Source organism: Streptomyces flavusporus (assembly GCF_046267975.1).
Taxonomy (GTDB): Bacteria; Actinomycetota; Actinomycetes; order Streptomycetales; family Streptomycetaceae; genus Streptomyces; species Streptomyces flavusporus.
In genome coordinates this window covers 7,672,170-7,689,967 of record NZ_CP176503.1, presented here as the reverse complement: position 1 = coordinate 7,689,967, position 17,798 = coordinate 7,672,170, and the positions used below count along the sequence as shown (strand labels likewise).

15 protein-coding genes are annotated in these 17,798 nt (G+C 70.8%); 2 read left to right on the top strand and 13 right to left on the bottom strand.

The annotated features are described in order from the left end of the window. Positions 1-47 precede the first annotated feature (47 nt). The 13 genes from ACKTSN_RS36255 to ACKTSN_RS36195 all read right to left on the bottom strand — a co-directional run bounded on the left by ACKTSN_RS36255 (position 48) and on the right by ACKTSN_RS36195 (position 13,987). Positions 48-695 (bottom strand): lysophospholipid acyltransferase family protein, encoded by a 648-nt coding sequence (locus ACKTSN_RS36255; protein ID WP_409472972.1) that lies wholly within the window; start codon positions 693-695, stop codon positions 48-50. Next, positions 692-1,387, bottom strand: coding sequence for a (d)CMP kinase (gene cmk, locus ACKTSN_RS36250; RefSeq protein WP_385516792.1), 696 nt, complete (start codon positions 1,385-1,387; stop codon positions 692-694). The genes ACKTSN_RS36255 and cmk overlap by 4 nt, the downstream gene beginning before the upstream one ends. Before the next feature lie 135 nt (positions 1,388-1,522). After that, the gene (locus ACKTSN_RS36245; RefSeq protein WP_409472971.1) at positions 1,523-2,608 is read right to left on the bottom strand and encodes a prephenate dehydrogenase; all 1,086 of its coding nucleotides are present in this window, start codon (positions 2,606-2,608) and stop codon (positions 1,523-1,525) included. Continuing rightward, on the bottom strand, positions 2,605-2,967 hold the full coding sequence (gene aroH, locus ACKTSN_RS36240) for a chorismate mutase (RefSeq protein ID WP_409472970.1): 363 nt from the start codon (positions 2,965-2,967) through the stop codon (positions 2,605-2,607). The genes ACKTSN_RS36245 and aroH overlap by 4 nt, the downstream gene beginning before the upstream one ends. Positions 2,968-3,089: 122 nt before the next feature. Next, on the bottom strand, positions 3,090-4,160 hold the full coding sequence (locus ACKTSN_RS36235; protein ID WP_129797096.1) for a pseudouridine synthase: 1,071 nt from the start codon (positions 4,158-4,160) through the stop codon (positions 3,090-3,092). Continuing rightward, positions 4,160-4,816, bottom strand: a complete 657-nt coding sequence (gene scpB, locus ACKTSN_RS36230) for an SMC-Scp complex subunit ScpB (RefSeq protein ID WP_409472969.1) — start codon at positions 4,814-4,816, stop codon at positions 4,160-4,162. Before scpB ends, ACKTSN_RS36235 begins: the two co-directional genes overlap by 1 nt. Continuing rightward, positions 4,813-5,901, bottom strand: a complete 1,089-nt coding sequence (locus ACKTSN_RS36225; RefSeq protein WP_409472968.1) for a segregation and condensation protein A — start codon at positions 5,899-5,901, stop codon at positions 4,813-4,815. The genes scpB and ACKTSN_RS36225 overlap by 4 nt, the downstream gene beginning before the upstream one ends. Before the next feature lie 18 nt (positions 5,902-5,919). Then, the gene (locus ACKTSN_RS36220) at positions 5,920-6,486 is read right to left on the bottom strand and encodes a hypothetical protein (protein ID WP_224738958.1); all 567 of its coding nucleotides are present in this window, start codon (positions 6,484-6,486) and stop codon (positions 5,920-5,922) included. After that, a complete protein-coding gene (locus ACKTSN_RS36215; protein WP_409472967.1) occupies positions 6,471-7,649 on the bottom strand; it encodes a ParA family protein in 1,179 nt (392 codons plus the stop codon). Before ACKTSN_RS36215 ends, ACKTSN_RS36220 begins: the two co-directional genes overlap by 16 nt. Before the next feature lie 437 nt (positions 7,650-8,086). Continuing rightward, complete coding sequence (gene ald, locus ACKTSN_RS36210) at positions 8,087-9,211, bottom strand: alanine dehydrogenase (protein WP_409472966.1); 1,125 nt, start codon at positions 9,209-9,211, stop codon at positions 8,087-8,089. Positions 9,212-9,340: 129 nt separating this feature from the next. Then, the gene (locus ACKTSN_RS36205; RefSeq protein ID WP_409472965.1) at positions 9,341-11,407 is read right to left on the bottom strand and encodes a tetratricopeptide repeat protein; all 2,067 of its coding nucleotides are present in this window, start codon (positions 11,405-11,407) and stop codon (positions 9,341-9,343) included. Between the two features lie 173 nt (positions 11,408-11,580). Next, positions 11,581-12,207 (bottom strand): NUDIX domain-containing protein, encoded by a 627-nt coding sequence (locus ACKTSN_RS36200; RefSeq protein ID WP_129797103.1) that lies wholly within the window; start codon positions 12,205-12,207, stop codon positions 11,581-11,583. A gap of 112 nt (positions 12,208-12,319) precedes the next feature. Further along, the gene (locus ACKTSN_RS36195) at positions 12,320-13,987 is read right to left on the bottom strand and encodes a CTP synthase (RefSeq protein WP_409475006.1); all 1,668 of its coding nucleotides are present in this window, start codon (positions 13,985-13,987) and stop codon (positions 12,320-12,322) included. A 510-nt stretch (positions 13,988-14,497) separates the two neighbouring features. Here ACKTSN_RS36195 and ACKTSN_RS36190 point away from each other — a divergent pair. Further along, complete coding sequence (locus ACKTSN_RS36190; protein ID WP_385516780.1) at positions 14,498-16,300, top strand: glycoside hydrolase family 15 protein; 1,803 nt, start codon at positions 14,498-14,500, stop codon at positions 16,298-16,300. Between the two features lie 86 nt (positions 16,301-16,386). Next, positions 16,387-17,763 (top strand): FAD-binding oxidoreductase, encoded by a 1,377-nt coding sequence (locus ACKTSN_RS36185; RefSeq protein WP_409472964.1) that lies wholly within the window; start codon positions 16,387-16,389, stop codon positions 17,761-17,763. The last annotated feature ends 35 nt before the right edge of the window (positions 17,764-17,798 follow it).

Sequence of the window (17,798 nt, the reverse complement as noted above, 5' to 3'; positions counted from 1 at the left end):
TGATCGGTGGAGTACCCGATATCGGGTGATCCACTACTCAGTGTCGCTCAGCGCCCGGTAAGGCGCCTGGCGTTTTCCAGGTGCTCGGTGAGCTGTTTCTGGATGCGCTCGGTCGCCTCGTCCAGCGCCGTGCGGGTGCGCCGTCCGCTGCCGTCGCCCGCCTCGAAGGGTTCGCCGAAGACGACGTCGATACGGTGCCGCAGCGGGGGCAGCCCCTTTATCAACCGTCCCTGCCGCTCGGAACTTCCCAGCACGGCCACCGGCACGATCGGGGCGCCGCTGCGCACCGCGAAGTACGCGAGGCCGGAGCGCAGTGCGGCGAAGTCACCCTCGCCGCGGGTGCCCTCCGGGAAGATGCCGAGGACGTCGCCGGCGGACAGCACGTCGAGGGCCCGCGTGATCGCTGCCCGGTCGGTCGTGTCGCGGTCGACCTTCAGCTGGCCGATGCGGGTCAGGAACGGGTCGAGCGGGCCGACGAACGCCTCCTTCTTGACCAGAAAGTGTGTCGGCCGGGGCGCCACGCCCATGACCATCGGGCCGTCGATGTTGTGGGAGTGGTTCACGGCGAGGATCGCCGGACCGGCCGCGGGCACCCGCCAGGCGCCGAGCACGCGCGGCTTCCACAGCCCGTACATCAGGCCGACGCCGATGCGCCGCCCGACCTCGGCGCCCCGCGCCGACGGCACCTCGCTCACTTCCCGGCCCGCTTCTCCTCGACGAGGGTGACGACGCACTCGATGACCTGCGGCAGCGTGAGGTCGGTGGTGTCCACCTCGACCGCGTCGTCCGCCTTGGCGAGCGGCGAGGTCTTGCGGCTGGAGTCGGCGGCGTCCCGCTTGATCAGAGCCTCGCGGGTGGTGTGGATGTCCACGCCCTTCAGCTCGCCGCTGCGGCGGGCGGCACGGGCCTCCGGGGAGGCGGTGAGGAAGATCTTCAGATCGGCGTCGGGCAGCACGGTCGTCCCGATGTCGCGGCCCTCGACGACGATGCCGTTCTCGGCGGCGGAGGCGATGGACCGCTGCAGCTCGGTGATCCGGGCGCGCACCTCGGGCACCGCGCTCACCGCGCTGACCTTGGAGGTGACCTCCTGGGTGCGGATCGGGCCGGCGACGTCGACGCCGTCCACCGTGATCGTCGGGCCCGCCGGGTCGGTGCCGGAGACGATGTCCGGCTTGCCGGCCACGGCGGCGATCGCGGACGGGTCGTCGATGTCGATGCCGTTGGTCACCATCCACCAGGTGATCGCCCGGTACTGGGCGCCGGTGTCCAGGTAGCTCAGGCCGAGCTGCGCCGCCACGGCCTTCGACGTGCTCGACTTGCCCGTGCCGGAGGGGCCGTCGATGGCGACAATCACGGGCTGGGCGGTCCGAACGGCGCCGTTTTCCACGGGGGGACACCTTCCTGGTGCGGTGTGGTGTGAGTGTGCGGGGCGCGATCGTGCCCCGCACAAGGTTACTGGCTTCGGGTCACTCGTCCGGCCGCACGGCACCTCCCGACGCGGTGGGCTGCCCCACCCCGGCACCTACTGCCGGATCGCCCAGCCCCGCTCGCGCAGCGCGGCACTCAGCACGGGCGCCGCCTTGGGCTCCACCATCAGCTGCACCAGACCCGCCTGCTGCCCGGTCGCGTGCTCGATGCGTACGTCCTCGATGTTGACGCCCGCCCGGCCCGCGTCCGCGAAGATGCGGGCCAGCTGGCCCGGCTGGTCGTCGATGAGCACGGCCACGACTTCGTACACCCGCGGAGCGGACCCGTGCTTGCCGGGGACGCGGACCTGGCCCGCGTTGCCGCGCCGCAGGACGTCCTCGATGCCGGTGGTGCCCTCGCGCCGCTTGGCCTCGTCGGAGGACTGCAGGGCGCGCAGCGCGCGGACCGTCTCGTCGAGGTCGGCGGAGACGTCCGCGAGGAGGTCGGCGACCGGCCCCGGGTTCGCGGAGAGGATGTCGATCCACATCCGGGGGTCGGAGGCGGCGATCCGGGTCACGTCACGGATGCCCTGCCCGCACAGTCGTACGGCGGCCTCCTCGGCGTTCTCCAGACGCGCGGCGACCATGCTGGACACCAGGTGGGGCATGTGGGAGACGAGGGCCACCGCGCGGTCGTGGGCGTCGGCGTCCATGACGACCGGGACGGCCCGGCAGTGCGAGACCAGCTCCAGGGCGAGGTTCAGCACCTCGGTGTCGGTGTCCCGGGTCGGGGTGAGCACCCAGGGGCGGCCCTCGAAGAGATCGCCGGTCGCGGCCAGCGGACCGGACTTCTCGCGGCCGGACATGGGGTGCGTGCCGAGGTAGCAGGACAGGTCGAGGCCGAGTGCCTCCAGCTCACGGCGGGGGCCGCCCTTGACGCTGGCCACGTCGAGGTAGCCGCGGGCGACCCCGCGCCGCATGGCGTCCGCGAGCACCGTGGCGACATGGGCGGGCGGGGCGGCGACGATCGCGACGTCGACGGGACCGTCGGGCGCCTCGTCCGTGCCGGCGCCGAGCGCGGCCGCCGTCCGGGCCTGCTCGGGGTCGTGGTCGGCGAGGTGCACGATGACGCCGCGCTGCACCAGTGCCAGGGCTGCGGAGGTGCCGATGAGCCCGGTGCCGATGACGAGTGTGGTCCTCACTGCGCGATGTCCTTGCGCAGGGCCGCCGCGGCGCCGAGGTAGACGTGGTTGATCTCGGCGCGGGACCGGTCGGACTCGATATGCGCGAGGATGCGGACGACCCGCGGCATGGCGCCCGCGATGTCCAGTTCCTGGGCGCAGATCAGCGGGACGTCGACAATGCCGAGCTTGCGCGCCGCGGCTGCCGGGAAGTCGCTGTGCAGGTCGGGCGTGGCCGTGAACCAGATGCTGATCAGGTCGTCCACGTTCAGCCCGTTGCGCTCCAGAACGGCGGTGAGCAGGGCTCCGACCTGCTCGTCCATATGGCCGGCCTCGTCCCGCTCGAGTTGGACGGCGCCCCGGACCGCTCGTACCGCCACGGCGATGCTCCTTGCTGGTGTGTATCGGCTCTGCGTCCGTCCAGCGTAGTCAGCCCGTCGCCGACAGGTACGCGACGCCCGCCCGCTGAGACGGCGGGCGCCGCACGCCGTTCGGACAGGCCCTAGAGGTCGACCTCCTTCATCAGCATCCCGACCTCGGTGTTCGACAGCCGTCGCAGCCAGCCCGACTTCTGGTCGCCCAGCGTGATCGGGCCGAAGGCCGTCCGCACCAGCTTGTCGACCGGGAAGCCGGCCTCCGCGAGCATGCGGCGGACGATGTGCTTGCGGCCCTCGTGGAGGGTGACCTCGACGAGGTAGTTCTTGCCGGTCTGTTCGACGACCCGGAAGTGGTCGGCGCGCGCGTACCCGTCGTCCAGCTGGATGCCGTCCTTCAGGCGCTTGCCCAGGTCACGGGGGATCGGGCCGACGATGTGCGCGAGGTAGGTCTTCTTCACGCCGTACCTGGGGTGCGTGAGGCGATGGGCCAGCTCGCCGTGGTTGGTCAGCAGGATGACGCCCTCGGTCTCGGTGTCGAGCCGGCCGACGTGGAAGAGCCGCGTCTCACGGTTGGTGACGTAGTCGCCGAGGCACTGGCGGCCCTCGGGGTCCTCCATCGTCGACACGACACCGGCGGGCTTGTTGAGCGAGAAGAACTGGTACGACTGCGTCGCGACGGTCAGGCCGTCGACCTTGACCTCGTCCTTCTCCGGGTCGACCCGCTTGCCCTGCTCCAGGACGATCTCGCCGTTGACCTCGACCCGCGCCTGCTCGATCAGCTCCTCGCAGGCACGCCGCGAGCCGTACCCCGCGCGCGCGAGCACCTTCTGCAGCCGCTCGCCCTCCTGCTCGGCGCCCGGGAAGGTCTTGGGCAGCTTGATGTCCTTCTTGCCCGCGTACCGCTCCCGGTTGCGCTCCTCGGTCCGCGTCTCGTACTCACGCGAGCGCGCCGGTGCCGTACGCCCGCCCTGCTGGGGCTTCTTGGGCCCGCCCTTGGCGCCGCCGCGGGCCGCGCCGCCGCGTCCCGCCTTCGGGCCGTCCTTGGTGGCGCCGGGGCCCACGTCGTAGCGGCGCTCCTCGGGGCGGGGCTTGCGGGGGCGGCCCTGCCCCTGCTTCTGGTCCCTGTTGTTGCCGGCACCGCGATAGTTACCGCGCCCGCCGGTCCCGCCACTCTTGCCGCTGCCGCTGCTTCGCATCAAAGTTCCGTCGTCTTGTCGTCTGCGTCCTCGGAATCCGGAGCGTCCGGATCGAACGACGGCACGCCTTCCTGCGTCTCGGCCTCGATCGCCTCCGCCTCCGGGAGGAAGGGCGCGAGCTCCGGGAGCTCGTCCAGGCCGCGCAGGCCCATCCGCTCCAGGAAGTAGTCCGTCGTCGTGTACAGGATCGCACCTGTTTCGGGTTCCGTGCCCGCCTCCTCCATCAGACCCCGCTGGAGGAGGGTGCGCATCACGCCGTCGCAGTTGACTCCGCGTACGGCTGACACGCGGCTACGGCTGACCGGCTGCCGGTAGGCGACCACCGCCAGCGTCTCCAGCGCGGCCTGGGTGAGCCGGGCCTGCTGGCCGTCCAGGACGAAGCCCTCGACGGCCGCCGCGTACTCGGGCCGGCTGTAGAAGCGCCAGCCGCCCGCGATGAGCCGCAGCTCGAAGCCGCGCCCCTGCACGGTGTACTCGTCGGCCAGCTCGCGCAGCGCGTCGCTGATCTGCCGCCGGGGCCGCTGGAGAATCTTCGCGAGATGCTCCTCGGTCGCGGGCTCGTCCACGACCATGAGGACGGCCTCCAGGGCTGGCTTCAGTTCGAGGTCGGCGACGGTCCGCAGCCCCGCCGGAAGCCCGGTGGTCTCCTCGCTCACGCCTTCTCCTCCTGCTCCTTCGGCTGCTCGGGCGGCCGGTCGAACTCGTCGGTCACCATGGGCTCCGCGTCCCCCTCCCCGCCGGTCCAGCGCACCAGCAGCTCGCCGAGCGCGGTCTCCTGCTCCAGCGCCACGGCCTTCTCCCGGTACAGCTCCAGCAGCGCCAGGAAGCGCGCCACCACGGTCAGTGTGTCGTCCGTGTCCTCGACCAGCGCGCGGAAGCTGGCCTCGCCCAGCTCCTTCAGCCGCGCGACCACGATCCCGGCCTGCTCCTGCACGCTCACCAGCGGCGCGTGGATGTGGTCGACGTACACCTGCGGCCTGGGCTTCGGCTGCATCGCCTTGACCGCGAGCTTCGCGAACCCCTCCGCGCCGATGCCGATGACGACCTCGGGCAGCAGCTCCGCGTGGTGGGGTTCGAGTCCGACGGTACGGGGGTAGCGCCGGGCCTCCTCGTCGAGGCGGTTGCTGAAGATGTCGGCGATCTGTTTGTACGCGCGGTACTGGAGCAGCCGCGCGAACAGCAGGTCCCGGGCTTCGAGGAGGGCCAGGTCGGCCTCGTCCTCCACCTCGGCGGCAGGCAGCAGCCGGGCCGCCTTGAGATCGAGCAGGGTGGCCGCGACAACGAGGAACCCGGTCGTCTCGTCCAGGTCCCAGTCCGGCCCCATCGCCCTGATGTGCGCCATGAACTCGTCGGTCACCTTGGACAGGGCGACCTCGGTGACGTCGAGCTTGTGCTTGGAGATCAGCTGGAGCAGCAGGTCGAAGGGGCCCTCGAAGTTGGAGAGCCGCACCTTGAAGACACCGGACTCGCCCTCTTCGGACTCCGCGGGAGCCTCTTCGGACTCCAAGGGAGCGGTGGGTTCAGGCTCTGGCTCCGGTGTGGCGACCTCGGGTTCCGGCTCTGGCTCCGGTGTGGCGACCTCGGGTTCCGGCTCTGGCTCCGGTGCGACGACCTCGGGTTCCGGCTCTGGCTCCGGTGCGACGACCTCGGGTTCCGGCTCTGCGGGAGCGCCCGGCCCTCTCCCCAGGGCACGCCGACGACCGGCTGCACCGCCGGAGGCCGAGGCGTCGTTCGAGGTCATAGCCCCCGCAGGCTACCGTTACCGCCCACGGAGCCGTCGTACGAGGATGCTGGCGTCCCCCCTGGTCTCCAGATCCGCGAGCACGACGGCGACCGCCTCCCGCACGATCCGTCCCCGGTCGACGGCCAGCCCGTGCTCTCCCCGGAGCACGAGTCGCGCGTGCTCCAGATCCATGAGCTCCTCGGCAGACACGTACACCGTGATCTTCTCGTCGTGCCGCTCACGCCCGCTGGGCCGCCGTGCGGCCGCCCGTCCACGCTTGCGGGGCGTCGCCGCGGCAGATCCTTCCTGCGCCGCCTGACGCCGGGAGGAGCGCTCCGAGGCCGCGGCCCGGCTGCGGGACTCCCCCGCGTCGGCCGGCTCCGCGTCGGCCGCGACATGCTCGGCCCCGTCGCCGTCACCGCCCTGCGCGGGCACCGACTGCGGCGCGTCCTCCACCGCGGCGGCCGCGTCGCCCTCTCCCGCGGGCGGCGGCACTCTGGCCTCGCCGTTGGCCTGGCGCCGGGGAGTGGATGCCTGGAGCGCCATTCCCCCTGTCGTACGGAACAGTTCGTCGGCCCCCGGCAGACTCACTCGGCGTGACACCGGGCGAGCACCTCCCTGGCGAGCTGGCGGTAGGCGGCGGCACCGACGGAGTTGGAGGCGTACGTGGTGATCGGTTCACCGGCGACCGTGGTCTCCGGGAAGCGGACCGTGCGCCCGATGACCGTGTGGTAGACGTGGTCGTCGAACGCCTCGACGACCCGCGCGAGCACCTCGCGGCTGTGCACCGTGCGCGAGTCGTACATCGTGGCGAGGATCCCGTCGAGCTCCAGCTCCGGGTTGAGCCGCTCCTGAACCTTCTCGATGGTCTCGGTGAGCAGCGCGACACCACGCAGCGCGAAGAACTCGCACTCGAGGGGCACGATCACCTTGTGAGCGGCCGTCAGGGCGTTCACGGTGAGCAGGCCGAGCGAGGGCTGACAGTCGATGACGATGAAGTCGTAGTCGGGCAGCAGCGGCTTCAGGGCGCGCTGCAGCGTCGACTCGCGGGCCACCTCGGAGACCAGCTGCACCTCGGCCGCCGACAGGTCGATGTTGCTGGGCAGCAGGTCCATGTTGGGGATCGCCGTCTTCAGCAGCACCTCGTCGGCCGCCATCCCCCGCTCCATGAGCAGGTTGTAGACGGTGAGGTCGAGTTCCATCGGGTTCACGCCGAGGCCGACCGACAGCGCGCCCTGCGGGTCGAAGTCGACGAGCAGCACCCGGCGCCCGTACTCCGCGAGCGCGGCACCCAGGTTGATGGTCGACGTCGTCTTGCCGACGCCGCCCTTCTGGTTGCACATCGCGATGATCTTCGCGGGACCGTGGTCGGTCAGCGGGCCCGGGATCGGGAAGTACGGCAGCGGGCGACCGGTCGGGCCGATGCGCTCACGGCGCTGGCGGGCAGCGTCGGGCGCGAGCGTGGCCGCGTACTCGGGGTCGGGCTCGTACTCGGCGTCGGGGTCGTAGAAGTGCCCGTCGGGCAGTTCGTCGTAGTCGGCGAAGTGGTTGTGGGGCGCGCCACTTCCGTCGCCGGCCATGGCGTTCACGTGATGGCCATCCATGCTCTGGTGTGCTGGGCGAGTCACTCCTGAGGTCTGGTGACTCTGGTGGGCTGCGAAGGTGCGCACCGCGACGGAGCCGACAGCCTCGAACCCCGCGGGAGCCTGGCCCCGCGCAGGGCTTCCTGGTTGACCACCCCCGGGAGAAAATGTCGACTCATTCACAAGTCGTCTTACCTCCTTGGTGACCAGGAAACTTCTAGACAGGTCAGCGTGGCACCATGCCGACGGTTGGCGACTCTATGGCGTGTCGGCGGTTCGCAGCAACACAATCCGCCGGACCCGGCCGGATGTGTCGGCAATGAAACATCCCTCTGTCAAGGGCGTACGGCCGTCGCACGGTAGGTTTCACCGGTGTGCGAATCGGTTCAAGGGTTACGTTCGAGGCGAGTTGACCGAGAGTCGCAAAGTGACCATACACACACCCGGCCGGACCTTGTCGGGCAAGGTCCGGCCGGGTGTGCGGGGTTGACGAGCCGTGACGGTGGTCCCCCTGATCGAGCGAAGCCGAGACCGGGGTGTATCGCCTTCACGAGAAAGCGACTTGGCTCCGAGTCGTGTCACCGGCTCAGTCGTGTCGCTGACTCTGCCGTGTCGCCGGCTCAGCCGAGCAGGGACTCCAGCTCCACGTGCTCCAGGCCGTGCGCCTCGGCGACCTCGCGGTAAGCGACCTTGCCGTCATGGGTGTTGAGGCCCTTGGCGAGCGCGGGGTCACGGCGCAGCGCCTCGACCCAGCCGCGGTTGGCCAGCTCGACGATGTACGGCAGCGTGGCGTTGGTCAGCGCGTAGGTGGACGTGTTCGGCACGGCGCCGGGCATGTTGGCGACGCAGTAGAACACCGACTCGTGGACCTTGAAGGTCGGCTCGGCGTGCGTGGTGGGGCGGGAGTCCTCGAAGCAGCCGCCCTGGTCGATCGCGATGTCGACAAGGACACTTCCCGCCTTCATCCGGGAGACCAGCTCGTTGGTGACCAGCTTCGGGGCCTTGGCACCCGGGATGAGGACGGCGCCGATCACGAGGTCGGCCTCGAGGCAGGCCTTCTCGAGCTCGAAGGCGTTGGAGACGACGGTCTGGATCTTCGTACCGAAGATCTTGTCGGCCTCCTTGAGCTTGTTGATGTCCCGGTCGAGCAGGGTCACGTGGAAGCCCATGCCGATGGCGATCTGTGCGGCGTTCCAGCCGGAGACGCCACCGCCGATGACGACGGCTTTGCCCGCCGGCACACCCGGGACGCCGCCGGGCAGCACACCGCGGCCGCCGCCCGCGCGCATCAGGTGGTAGGCGCCGACCTGCGGGGCGAGCCGGCCCGCGACCTCGGACATCGGGGCGAGCAGCGGCAGCGCGCGGTTCGGCAGCTCGACGGTCTCGTAGGCGATCGCGGTGGTGCCGGACTCCAGCAGGGCGTCGGTGCACTCCTTGGAGGCGGCCAGGTGCAGGTAGGTGAAGAGCGTCTGGTCCTTGCGGAGGCGGTGGTACTCCTCGGCGATGGGCTCCTTGACCTTCAGCAGCAGGTCGGCGGTGGCCCACACCTCGTCGGCGGTGTCGAGGATCTGCGCGCCGGCGGCCAGGTACTCGGCGTCCGGGATCGAGGAGCCGACGCCGGCGCCGCGCTCGATGACGACCTGGTGGCCGTTGCGCACCAGCTCGTGCACGCCGGCGGGGGTGATGGCCACCCGGAACTCGTTGTTCTTGACCTCGCGGGGGATGCCGACCTTCACGTCGATCACGGTCCTTGGCTCAGAAGGTGTAGTACGCGACATACCCGGATGTTCAGGGCACACCGGGAGACACCGCAGGAGAACGTGCGGCAGAGCCAGTCTAATGAAGGCGTTCCCGCTGTCTAGCCTTTCATTGCATCAATCTTCAGTGGATGTATTACGGATTTCGCAGGCGTTAGCGTCTTGTTCCATGGCTGGATCTCGCGTATCGCCCTCCTGCATCTCTTCCCCCAGCATGCGCTCCGCCGCCTTGCGGTGCAGCAGAGCGGCCGTGGAGTCACCGAGGTGGTCCAGGGTGTCGGCGAGCCGCAGGTGCAGCGCGGCCTGCAGTCGTACGTCCTCCGCGCGGCGCGCACACTCGATGGCCTCCTGGCAGGTGCGCAGCGACTCCTCGGGCCGCCCCGCGTACTCCTGGACCCGCGCCAGTTCGCTCAACGCCCGCGCGTGGGCGGCCACATCGCCCAGCTTGCGGTACCCGGCCATCGCGGCGCGCCAGTGCCGCTGCGCCTCGCCGTAGCGGCCCGCGTAGGTGTGTGCGGTGGCGATACGGCCGTACAGCCGGGCGGCCTCCGCGCGCTCGTCGCGGGCCAGACGCTCGGCGAGGGCCCGGCCGAACCAGTCGGCGGCCCGGTCGTGATCGCCGAGCTCCTGGTGCGCGCCGCCTACGGATTCCATCGCGCGTCCGGTCGCATACGGGTCGTTCGCCCGGCGTCCGGCGTCCAGGGCGGCCCGGTAGCGGGTCAGCGCGTCGGCCGTGCGGCCGGTCTGGGCATCCAGGTCACCGAGGTTCAGCAGCGCGGCGGCCTGCTCGCGGGGCAGGTCCTGGCGCTCGGCCACATCGAGGACGAGGCCGTGGATGCCGTACAGGTCGGGCGCCGCCGCCTGCATGCCGAAGTGGGCCACCATCGCCCGCACCAGCTGGGACATCAGGCGCCTGGCCAGCGTGTCCAGCTCCCCGTCGGCGACCGCGAGCCGGGCTGCGGCGAGCAGGGCCGGCTTGCGGATGCTCAGCCAGTCGGCGGCCGCGCGGGGGCTGGGGAAGCGCAGGGAGCGCGGCATGCCGAGCAGCTTCTCGCGGGCCTGCGGGCTGTCGGTCTCGGTGATGGCCCGGCACGACTGCAGCAGCCGGACCGTCCGCTCCAGCATCCGGGCGCGGGCCAGCTGGAGCTCGGCCGGGCGGTCCTGAGCCTCGATGCGATCGCGCAGCAAGGGGTGCAGACAGCCCGGCACCTCGTACTGCGGCAGCGGCGAGTCCACCGTCCGCAGCAGACCGACGGCGACGAGGTCGTCCAGGGTGGTGCGGGCGCCGCTGACCGAGCAGCCGGCGAGCGCGGAGGCGGTGTGCGGGTCGACGTACCCGGTGGGGGCCAGAGTGAGCAGTCGCAGTATCCGGGCGGCGGGGCCCGGCAGGGACGCGTACACGAGCCGGAAGACCCGGCCGAGGGGGGCCCCCTCGTCGCCCTCGGCGCGCAGTTGCTTGGCGAGGTCGGCGACGGCCGCCTTGGGGCGGGCTGCGAGCCAGCCCCCGGCCAGCGTCAGCGCGGTCGGCTGGGCCTGGCACTCCTCGACGAGCCCTTCGGCCGCCCGCGGGTCGACGGTGATCCGGACGGAGCCGGTGAGCCGGGACAACAGCTCGACGGCGGACTTGGTGTCGAGGCCGCCGAGGGTGCAGGGGCGGACGTCCGAGATCCCGGTCAGCGGGCCTTGGGAGACGGCGACGACCAGGCAGTCCGGGGTGTCCGGCAGCAGGGCGTCGACCTGCCCGGCGTCGGCCGCGTCGTCCAGCAGGAGCAGGGCCCGGCGGTCGGTCAGGGCTTCGCGGAGCGCCGCCGCGAGGTCGTCCTCGGCGGCGCCGGGCGGGGTCGGCAGGTCCAGGGCGGACAGCAGTTCGCGGGCGGTGCGCTCGGTGGGGACGGGGGTGCCGTCGGGTTCGCTGAGCCGGGCCCGCAGTACCCCGTCGGGGTAACGCTCCGCGACCTGACGTACCAGCTCCTCGGCCAGCGCCGTACGGCCGGAGCCGGGTCTGCCCGCGATGAGGAGCACGCGCGCGCGTGGTGCCTTCCGGCCGGAGAGGGTGTCCAGTCCCGCACGCTCGATGTCGGCGCGCAGCTCCTTCAACTCCCGTGTGCGGCCCAGGAACTGGCTCTCCGCCGACGTGCGCCCCGACATCTGCACGCCGTCCGTGTCCACCGCCTGATCCGTCACGGGCCACACTCCCGTCCCACCGCACCGCACACATCCCGCCGGGACTCCGGTTCGGGCGCTTACAGAGCCTAGTTCACGCTCTGCGACGAACCGTGTGGAGCACGGCGGGGACGTCCCCCGATCGGATCAGGCGATCGTCACACCGGGGGACGCCGCGGGCGCCACATGCGTGTTCAGGACTCGAAGGGACGCGCGGGCCACGGCGCCTGCGCCGGGCGCAGCGCGTCGAGGCCGTCGCCCTGCCGGGCGGCGACGAGCGAGAGGACGCCCACGACGAGGCAGGTGTTGTGCAGCTCGCCGGCCAGCACGCCACGGACGAGCTCCTCGACCGGCACGCGCGCGAGCTCCATGTCGGCCTCCTCGTCCTCGACCTCGAAGCGCTCGCCGTCGGCGTCGGACAGGCCGCGGGCCAGGAAGATCCGCACGGCCTCGTCGCAGCCGCCGGGCGTGGTGTAGACGTCGGTCAGCACCCGCCAGTCCTCGGCCTTGACGTGCGCTTCCTCGTAGAGCTCGCGCTGGGCGGCGTGCAGCGGGTTCTCGCCCGGGACGTCGAGCAGCCCGGCCGGGATCTCCCAGAGCTTGTGGCGCACGGGGTGGCGGTACTGGCGCAGGACGAGCACGCGGCCGGCCTCGTCGAGGGCGAGAACCGCCACCGAACCCGGGTGCACCTGGTAGTCGCGGCGTACGACGGTGCCGTCGGGCATGACCACGTCGTCGGTGCGGACGGAGGTCTTGTTGCCCACGAAGGGGGTGTCCGTGGCCCGGATCTCCCATTCCTCCGGGGTGTCCTTGATCGTCATGCCCTGTCCTTCCACGTACAAGAATCCCCGTACAAGAGAAACCGGGGAACAAAAGAAACCGGGGTGCTCACCTTTTGAAGGTATGCACCCCGGCCACCGTACAACTGGTGTGTTACTTCGAATTCTTCCGCTCGACCGCGGCCTTCACGAGCCCGGCGAAGAGCGGGTGCGGCCGGGTCGGCCGCGAGCGCAGCTCCGGGTGCGCCTGGGTGGCGACCAGGTAGGGGTGGATCTCGCGCGGGTACTCCACGTACTCGACGAGCTTGCCGTCCGGCGAGGTGCCCGAGAAGAGGATGCCCGCCTTCTTCTCCAGCTCGGAGCGGTAGGCGTTGTTCACCTCGTAGCGGTGCCGGTGCCGCTCCTCGACGTACTCCTTGCCGTCGTACACCTCACGCACGATGGAGCCCTCGGCGAGCTTGGCCGGGTACATGCCCAGGCGCATCGTTCCGCCCATGTCGCCCTCGCCAGCGACGATGTCGAGCTGTTCGGCCATGGTGGAGATGACGGGGTGAGCCGTCGCCGCGTCGAACTCCGTCGAGTTCGCGTCGGCGATGTCGGCGAGGTTGCGGGCCGCCTCGATCACGATGCACTGCAGGCCGAGGCAGAGGCCGAGCAGCGGGATCTTGTTCTCGCGGGCGTACTGGATGGCGCCGACCTTGCCGGAGACGCCGCGGTCGCCGAAGCCGCCGGGGATGCAGATCGCGTCCACGTCGGAGAGCTGCTCGGCGGCGCCGGCCGGCGTCCTGCAGTCGTCGGAGGCGACCCACTTGATCTTGACGCGGGTCTTGTTGGCGAAGCCGCCCGCGCGCAGCGCCTCGGTGACCGAGAGGTAGGCGTCGGGCAGGTCGATGTACTTGCCGACGAGGGCGAGGTTGATCTCGTGCTGCGGGTTGTGGACGCGGTCGAGCAGGTCGTCCCAGGTCGTCCAGTCCACATCGCGGAACGGCAGGTCGAGGCGGCGGACGGCGTAGGCGTCCAGGCCCTCGGAGTGCACGACCTTGGGGATGTCGTAGATGGAGGGCGCGTCCGGGCAGGCGACGACCGCGGCCTCGTCGACGTCGCACATCAGCGAGATCTTCCGCTTGATCGCGGTCGGCACTTCGCGGTCGCAGCGCAGCACGATGGCGTCCGGCTGGATACCGATGTTGCGCAGGGCCGCAACCGAGTGCTGGGTCGGCTTCGTCTTCAGCTCTCCCGAGGGGCCGATGTACGGCAGGAGCGAGATGTGCACGACGAAGACGTTGTCGCGGCCGACCTCATGACGGACCTGGCGGACGGTCTCCAGGAACGGCAGCGACTCGATGTCGCCGACCGTGCCGCCGACCTCGGTGATGACGACGTCCACGTCCTCGGCGGCCATGCGGCGGATGCGGTTCTTGATCTCGTTGGTGATGTGCGGGATGACCTGGACGGTGTCGCCCAGGTACTCGCCGCGGCGCTCCTTGGCGATCACCGTCGAGTAGACCTGACCCGTGGTGACGTTGGCGGAGCCGTCCAGGTCGCGGTCGAGGAAGCGCTCGTAGTGGCCGATGTCCAGATCGGTCTCGGCGCCGTCGTTGGTGACGAACACCTCACCGTGCTGGAAGGGGTTCATCGTGCCCGGGTCGACGTTGATGTACGGGTCGAGCTTCTGCATCACGACGCGCAGGCCCCGGGCCTTGAGCAGCATGCCCAGGCTGGAGGCGGTCAGGCCCTTGCCGAGCGAGGAGGCGACACCCCCGGTGACGAAGATGTGCTTGGTCGTCGTGGCTGTGCTGTTTCGAAAAGCAGCGGGCGGCATGGCCAAGAGGAGGCTCCCGTGGTCGCGTTCTGGAGTGCGGTGCGGCTGTCCGGCCCGGAGATCCCGGGTTTTCTGGAGGAGCCGTCGCTGCGGTTCGGGGGTTTCTTGCCCACCGGTCCACGGGCTACCAGGGTATCAGCGCCACGGCCCGATGGCGCCCGGCCACGCTCCGCGCACAGTCCGCCACGGACACGTACCGCTCACCCGTTTCTCACCCGGTGCTCACTCGTTCGGCGCACGCGCGTTGCCCGGAGCGGCACGCAGTTCATCTACGTGCGTCGTATCCTGCTCGGACACTCGCTGCCGAGCCCGCCGGCACCACGGCACCACCCCCGCCCGTACGCACCGGAACAACAAGAGCTCGTCAGTTCGTTGAGCGACGACGGTCGTTTTGCCCCTGGGCAGAGCGGCAGCTTTACTTCACAGTTCAACGACGCATTACAACAACCCCCTGACCGCTTCAGCGCAAGCCCCCTGTGGGGCTACGTGGCCGTTCGACTGGAGTTGCACGTGGCCGGGCGTATCGAGGACTACGCACTCATCGGAGACATGCAGACCGCTGCCCTGGTCTGCCGGGACGGCACAGTCGACTGGCTGTGCCTGCCCCGCTTCGACTCGCATGCCATCTTCGCCGGTCTGCTGGGCACCGAAGAGCACGGGTTCTGGCGGATCGGCCCTGCGCACGCGGCCGACGCCGAGCCCCCGACGGCGGCCCGGCGCGGCTACCGCGGCGACTCGCTGATCCTCGAGTCGGAGTGGGACACCCCGCGCGGCACGGTCCGCGTGATCGACTTCATGCCCCCCAGGGACGGCGCGCCGCAGCTGATCCGGATCGTGGAGGGCGTCTCGGGCCGGGTGCCGATGCGCTCGGCGCTGCGGATGCGGTTCTCCTACGGCCGGATCGTCCCGTGGGTGCACAAGCACGACGGACGCACGGTCGCGGTCGCGGGCCCGGACTCTGTGTGGTTCGACACATCCGCCGAGACGTACGGCAGGGCGCTGACCACGTACGCCGACTTCACGGTCGCGCCGGGCGACCGGATCGCGTTCACCATCTCGTGGCAGGCCTCACACCGCGAGCCCCCGCCGCTGCCGGAGCCGGAGCAGTCGCTGGAGGCGACGGAGGACTTCTGGCGCGAGTGGGTGGAGCACTGTACGTACCACGGCCCGTACCGCGAGGCGGTGATCCGCTCGCTGATCACGCTGAAGGCCCTGACGTACGCGCCCACGGGCGGCATCGTCGCGGCGCCCACGACCTCGCTGCCGGAGGAGATCGGCGGCGTACGCAACTGGGACTACCGCTACACCTGGCTGCGGGACGCCGCGATCACCCTGTCCTCGCTGCTGCGCACCGGCTACCGCGAGGAGGCCCGCGCCTGGCGCGAGTGGCTGCTGCGCGCGGTCGCCGGCGACCCCGAGAACCTGCAGATCATGTACGGCATCGCCGGCGAGCGCGAGCTGGGCGAGGCAGAGCTGGACTGGCTGCCCGGCTACGAGAACTCCGCCCCGGTACGGGTCGGCAACGGCGCCGCACACCAACTCCAGCTCGACGTGTACGGCGAGGTCACCGAGGCCCTGCACCTGGCCCACATGACGGGCCTGGCCCGCAGCGACTACGCCTCGCTGCTCCAGCTGAAGCTGATCCGCTACCTCGAGGACCACTGGCAGGAGCCGGACGAGGGCATCTGGGAGGTGCGCGGCCCGCGCCGCCACTTCGTGCACTCCAAGGTCATGGCGTGGGTCGCCGTCGACCGCACGATCAAACTGCTGGAGTCCGGCGACGCCGACGGCCCGCTGGAGCGCTGGCGCGAACTGCGTGACGACATCCACCGGGACGTGTGCGAGAAGGGCTACGACAAGGAGCGGAACACCTTCACGCAGTCGTACGGCTCGAAGGAGCTGGACGCCTCGCTGCTGCTGATCCCGCAGATGGGCTTTCTGCCGCCGGACGACAAGCGCGTGATCGGCACCATCGAGGCCATCCAGCGCGAGCTGTCCACGCCGGACGGCTTCATCCTGCGCTACCCGACGCAGGGCGAGGACGCGGGCGTCGACGGTCTCCCCGGCGACGAGGGAGCCTTCCTGGCCTGCTCGTTCTGGATGGCGGACGACCTGGCGATGATCGGCCGCGTCGACGAGGCCCGCAAACTGTTCGAGAAGCTGCTCTCCCTGCGCAACGACCTCGGTCTGCTCGCCGAGGAGTGGGACCCGCGCCTGCAGCGCCAGGTCGGCAACTTCCCGCAGGCTTTCAGCCACGTCCCGCTCATCGACACAGCACTGCGCCTGACGGCCTCGGGAGCGTACGGAGGATGAGACCCGGCCGGAAGGCCGGAAAGGACCGACGGGCCGCCCCGGCCTAGGCTGGAAGCGCATGCGCCCTTCGCCGGAAGGGGGCGGCCATGTCCTCCAAGGCTCACGCGGCCCTCGCCGCGCTTCGTGACGATCTCGACGGCGATGTGTTCGCCCCGTGGGATCCGGGCTACGACGACGTCCGAGCCGTGTTCAACGCCATGATCGACCGCCGGCCGGCCGTGATCGCGCAGTGCGCGCACAAGACCGATGTCGTCCGGGCCGTGCGCTTCGGACGCGACCTGGACCTGAACATCGCGGTGCGCGGCGGCGGTCACAGCGTCGCGGGTATGGGGACGAACGACGCCGGGCTGGTCGTCGACCTGCGCCGGATGCACGACGTCACCGTCGATCCAGCAGCCGAGGCGGTCCGGATCGGCGGCGGCGCCACGATGCGCGACCTGGACCGCGCGACACAGCCGTACGGCCTGGCGACGACGGGCGGACGGGCTTCGACGACCGGCGTCGGCGGCTTCGTACTCGGCGGTGGCAGCGGCTGGCTGGAGCGCTCCTGCGGCCTGGCCGTCGACAACCTGCTCGGCGTCGAGCTGGTCACCGCGGACGGCGAGCAGGTCCACGCCAACGCCGACGAGAACCCGGACCTGTTCTGGGCCCTGCACGGCGGCGGCGGCAACTTCGGCATCGCCACGGCCCTCACCCTGAAGCTGTACGAGGTACCCGAGTTCTCCATCGCCCTGGTGCTGTACCTCCCGGAGTTCGGCCCCGAGGCGGTCCGCACCTACCGCGACATCATCGAGTCCGGCCCCCTGGAGGCGGGCGGCGCCGTCATCCACCTCACCGGCCCGCCCGCGGACTTCGTACCGCCACGGCTGGTCGGCAGGCTGCTGTGCTGTGTGCTGCTGACGTACGCGGGGGCCGAGGAGGACCTGCGCAAGGTGGCCGAGCCGCTGCTGGCACTGCCGCACGAGGCGGAGCTCGTCACCGCGATCCCGTACGCCGACCTCCAGTGCATGATCGACGATCCGCCCGGCCTGCGGAACCACTGGTCGGCGGAGTATCTGACCGGCGCGCCCGACGAGTTCGTGGACGTCCTCTGCGCCCGCGCAGACTCCCTGCCCGTGCCGACCGGCACCAAGCACATGCTGTTCCCGCTGGGCGGCGCGGTCGCCGACGGTCCGGCCGACCACCCGGTGCCGTACCGGGACGCGCCCTGGGCCGTGCATCCCTTCGCCATCTGGGCGGACCCGGCGGACGATGAGCGGTGCACGCGGTGGGTCCGCGACGTCCGTGCCGACGTCCGGCCGTGGAGCACCGGAGCGGTCTGCCTCAACTTCATCGGCGATGAGGGCACGGACCGTGTACGGGCCGGACTGGGCGCCGAGAACATCCGGCGCCTGGGCGAACTGAAGCGGCGCCACGACCCGGACAACGTCTTCCGCTTCAACCACAACATCAAGCCCCTGTAGGCCGGTTCCGAGGTGATCGTTCCCGTAACCGCTCG

Coding starts and splice junctions, on each gene's coding strand:
- ACKTSN_RS36225 (WP_409472968.1), bottom strand. CDS start 5,901: ATGACCTCGAACGACGCCTCGGCCTCCGGCGGTGCAGCCGGTCGTCGG.
- ACKTSN_RS36195 (WP_409475006.1), bottom strand. CDS start 13,987: ATGCCGCCCGCTGCTTTTCGAAACAGCACAGCCACGACGACCAAGCAC.
- ACKTSN_RS36200 (WP_129797103.1), bottom strand. CDS start 12,207: ATGACGATCAAGGACACCCCGGAGGAATGGGAGATCCGGGCCACGGAC.
- ACKTSN_RS36235 (WP_129797096.1), bottom strand. CDS start 4,160: ATGCGAAGCAGCGGCAGCGGCAAGAGTGGCGGGACCGGCGGGCGCGGT.
- ACKTSN_RS36185 (WP_409472964.1), top strand. CDS start 16,387: ATGTCCTCCAAGGCTCACGCGGCCCTCGCCGCGCTTCGTGACGATCTC.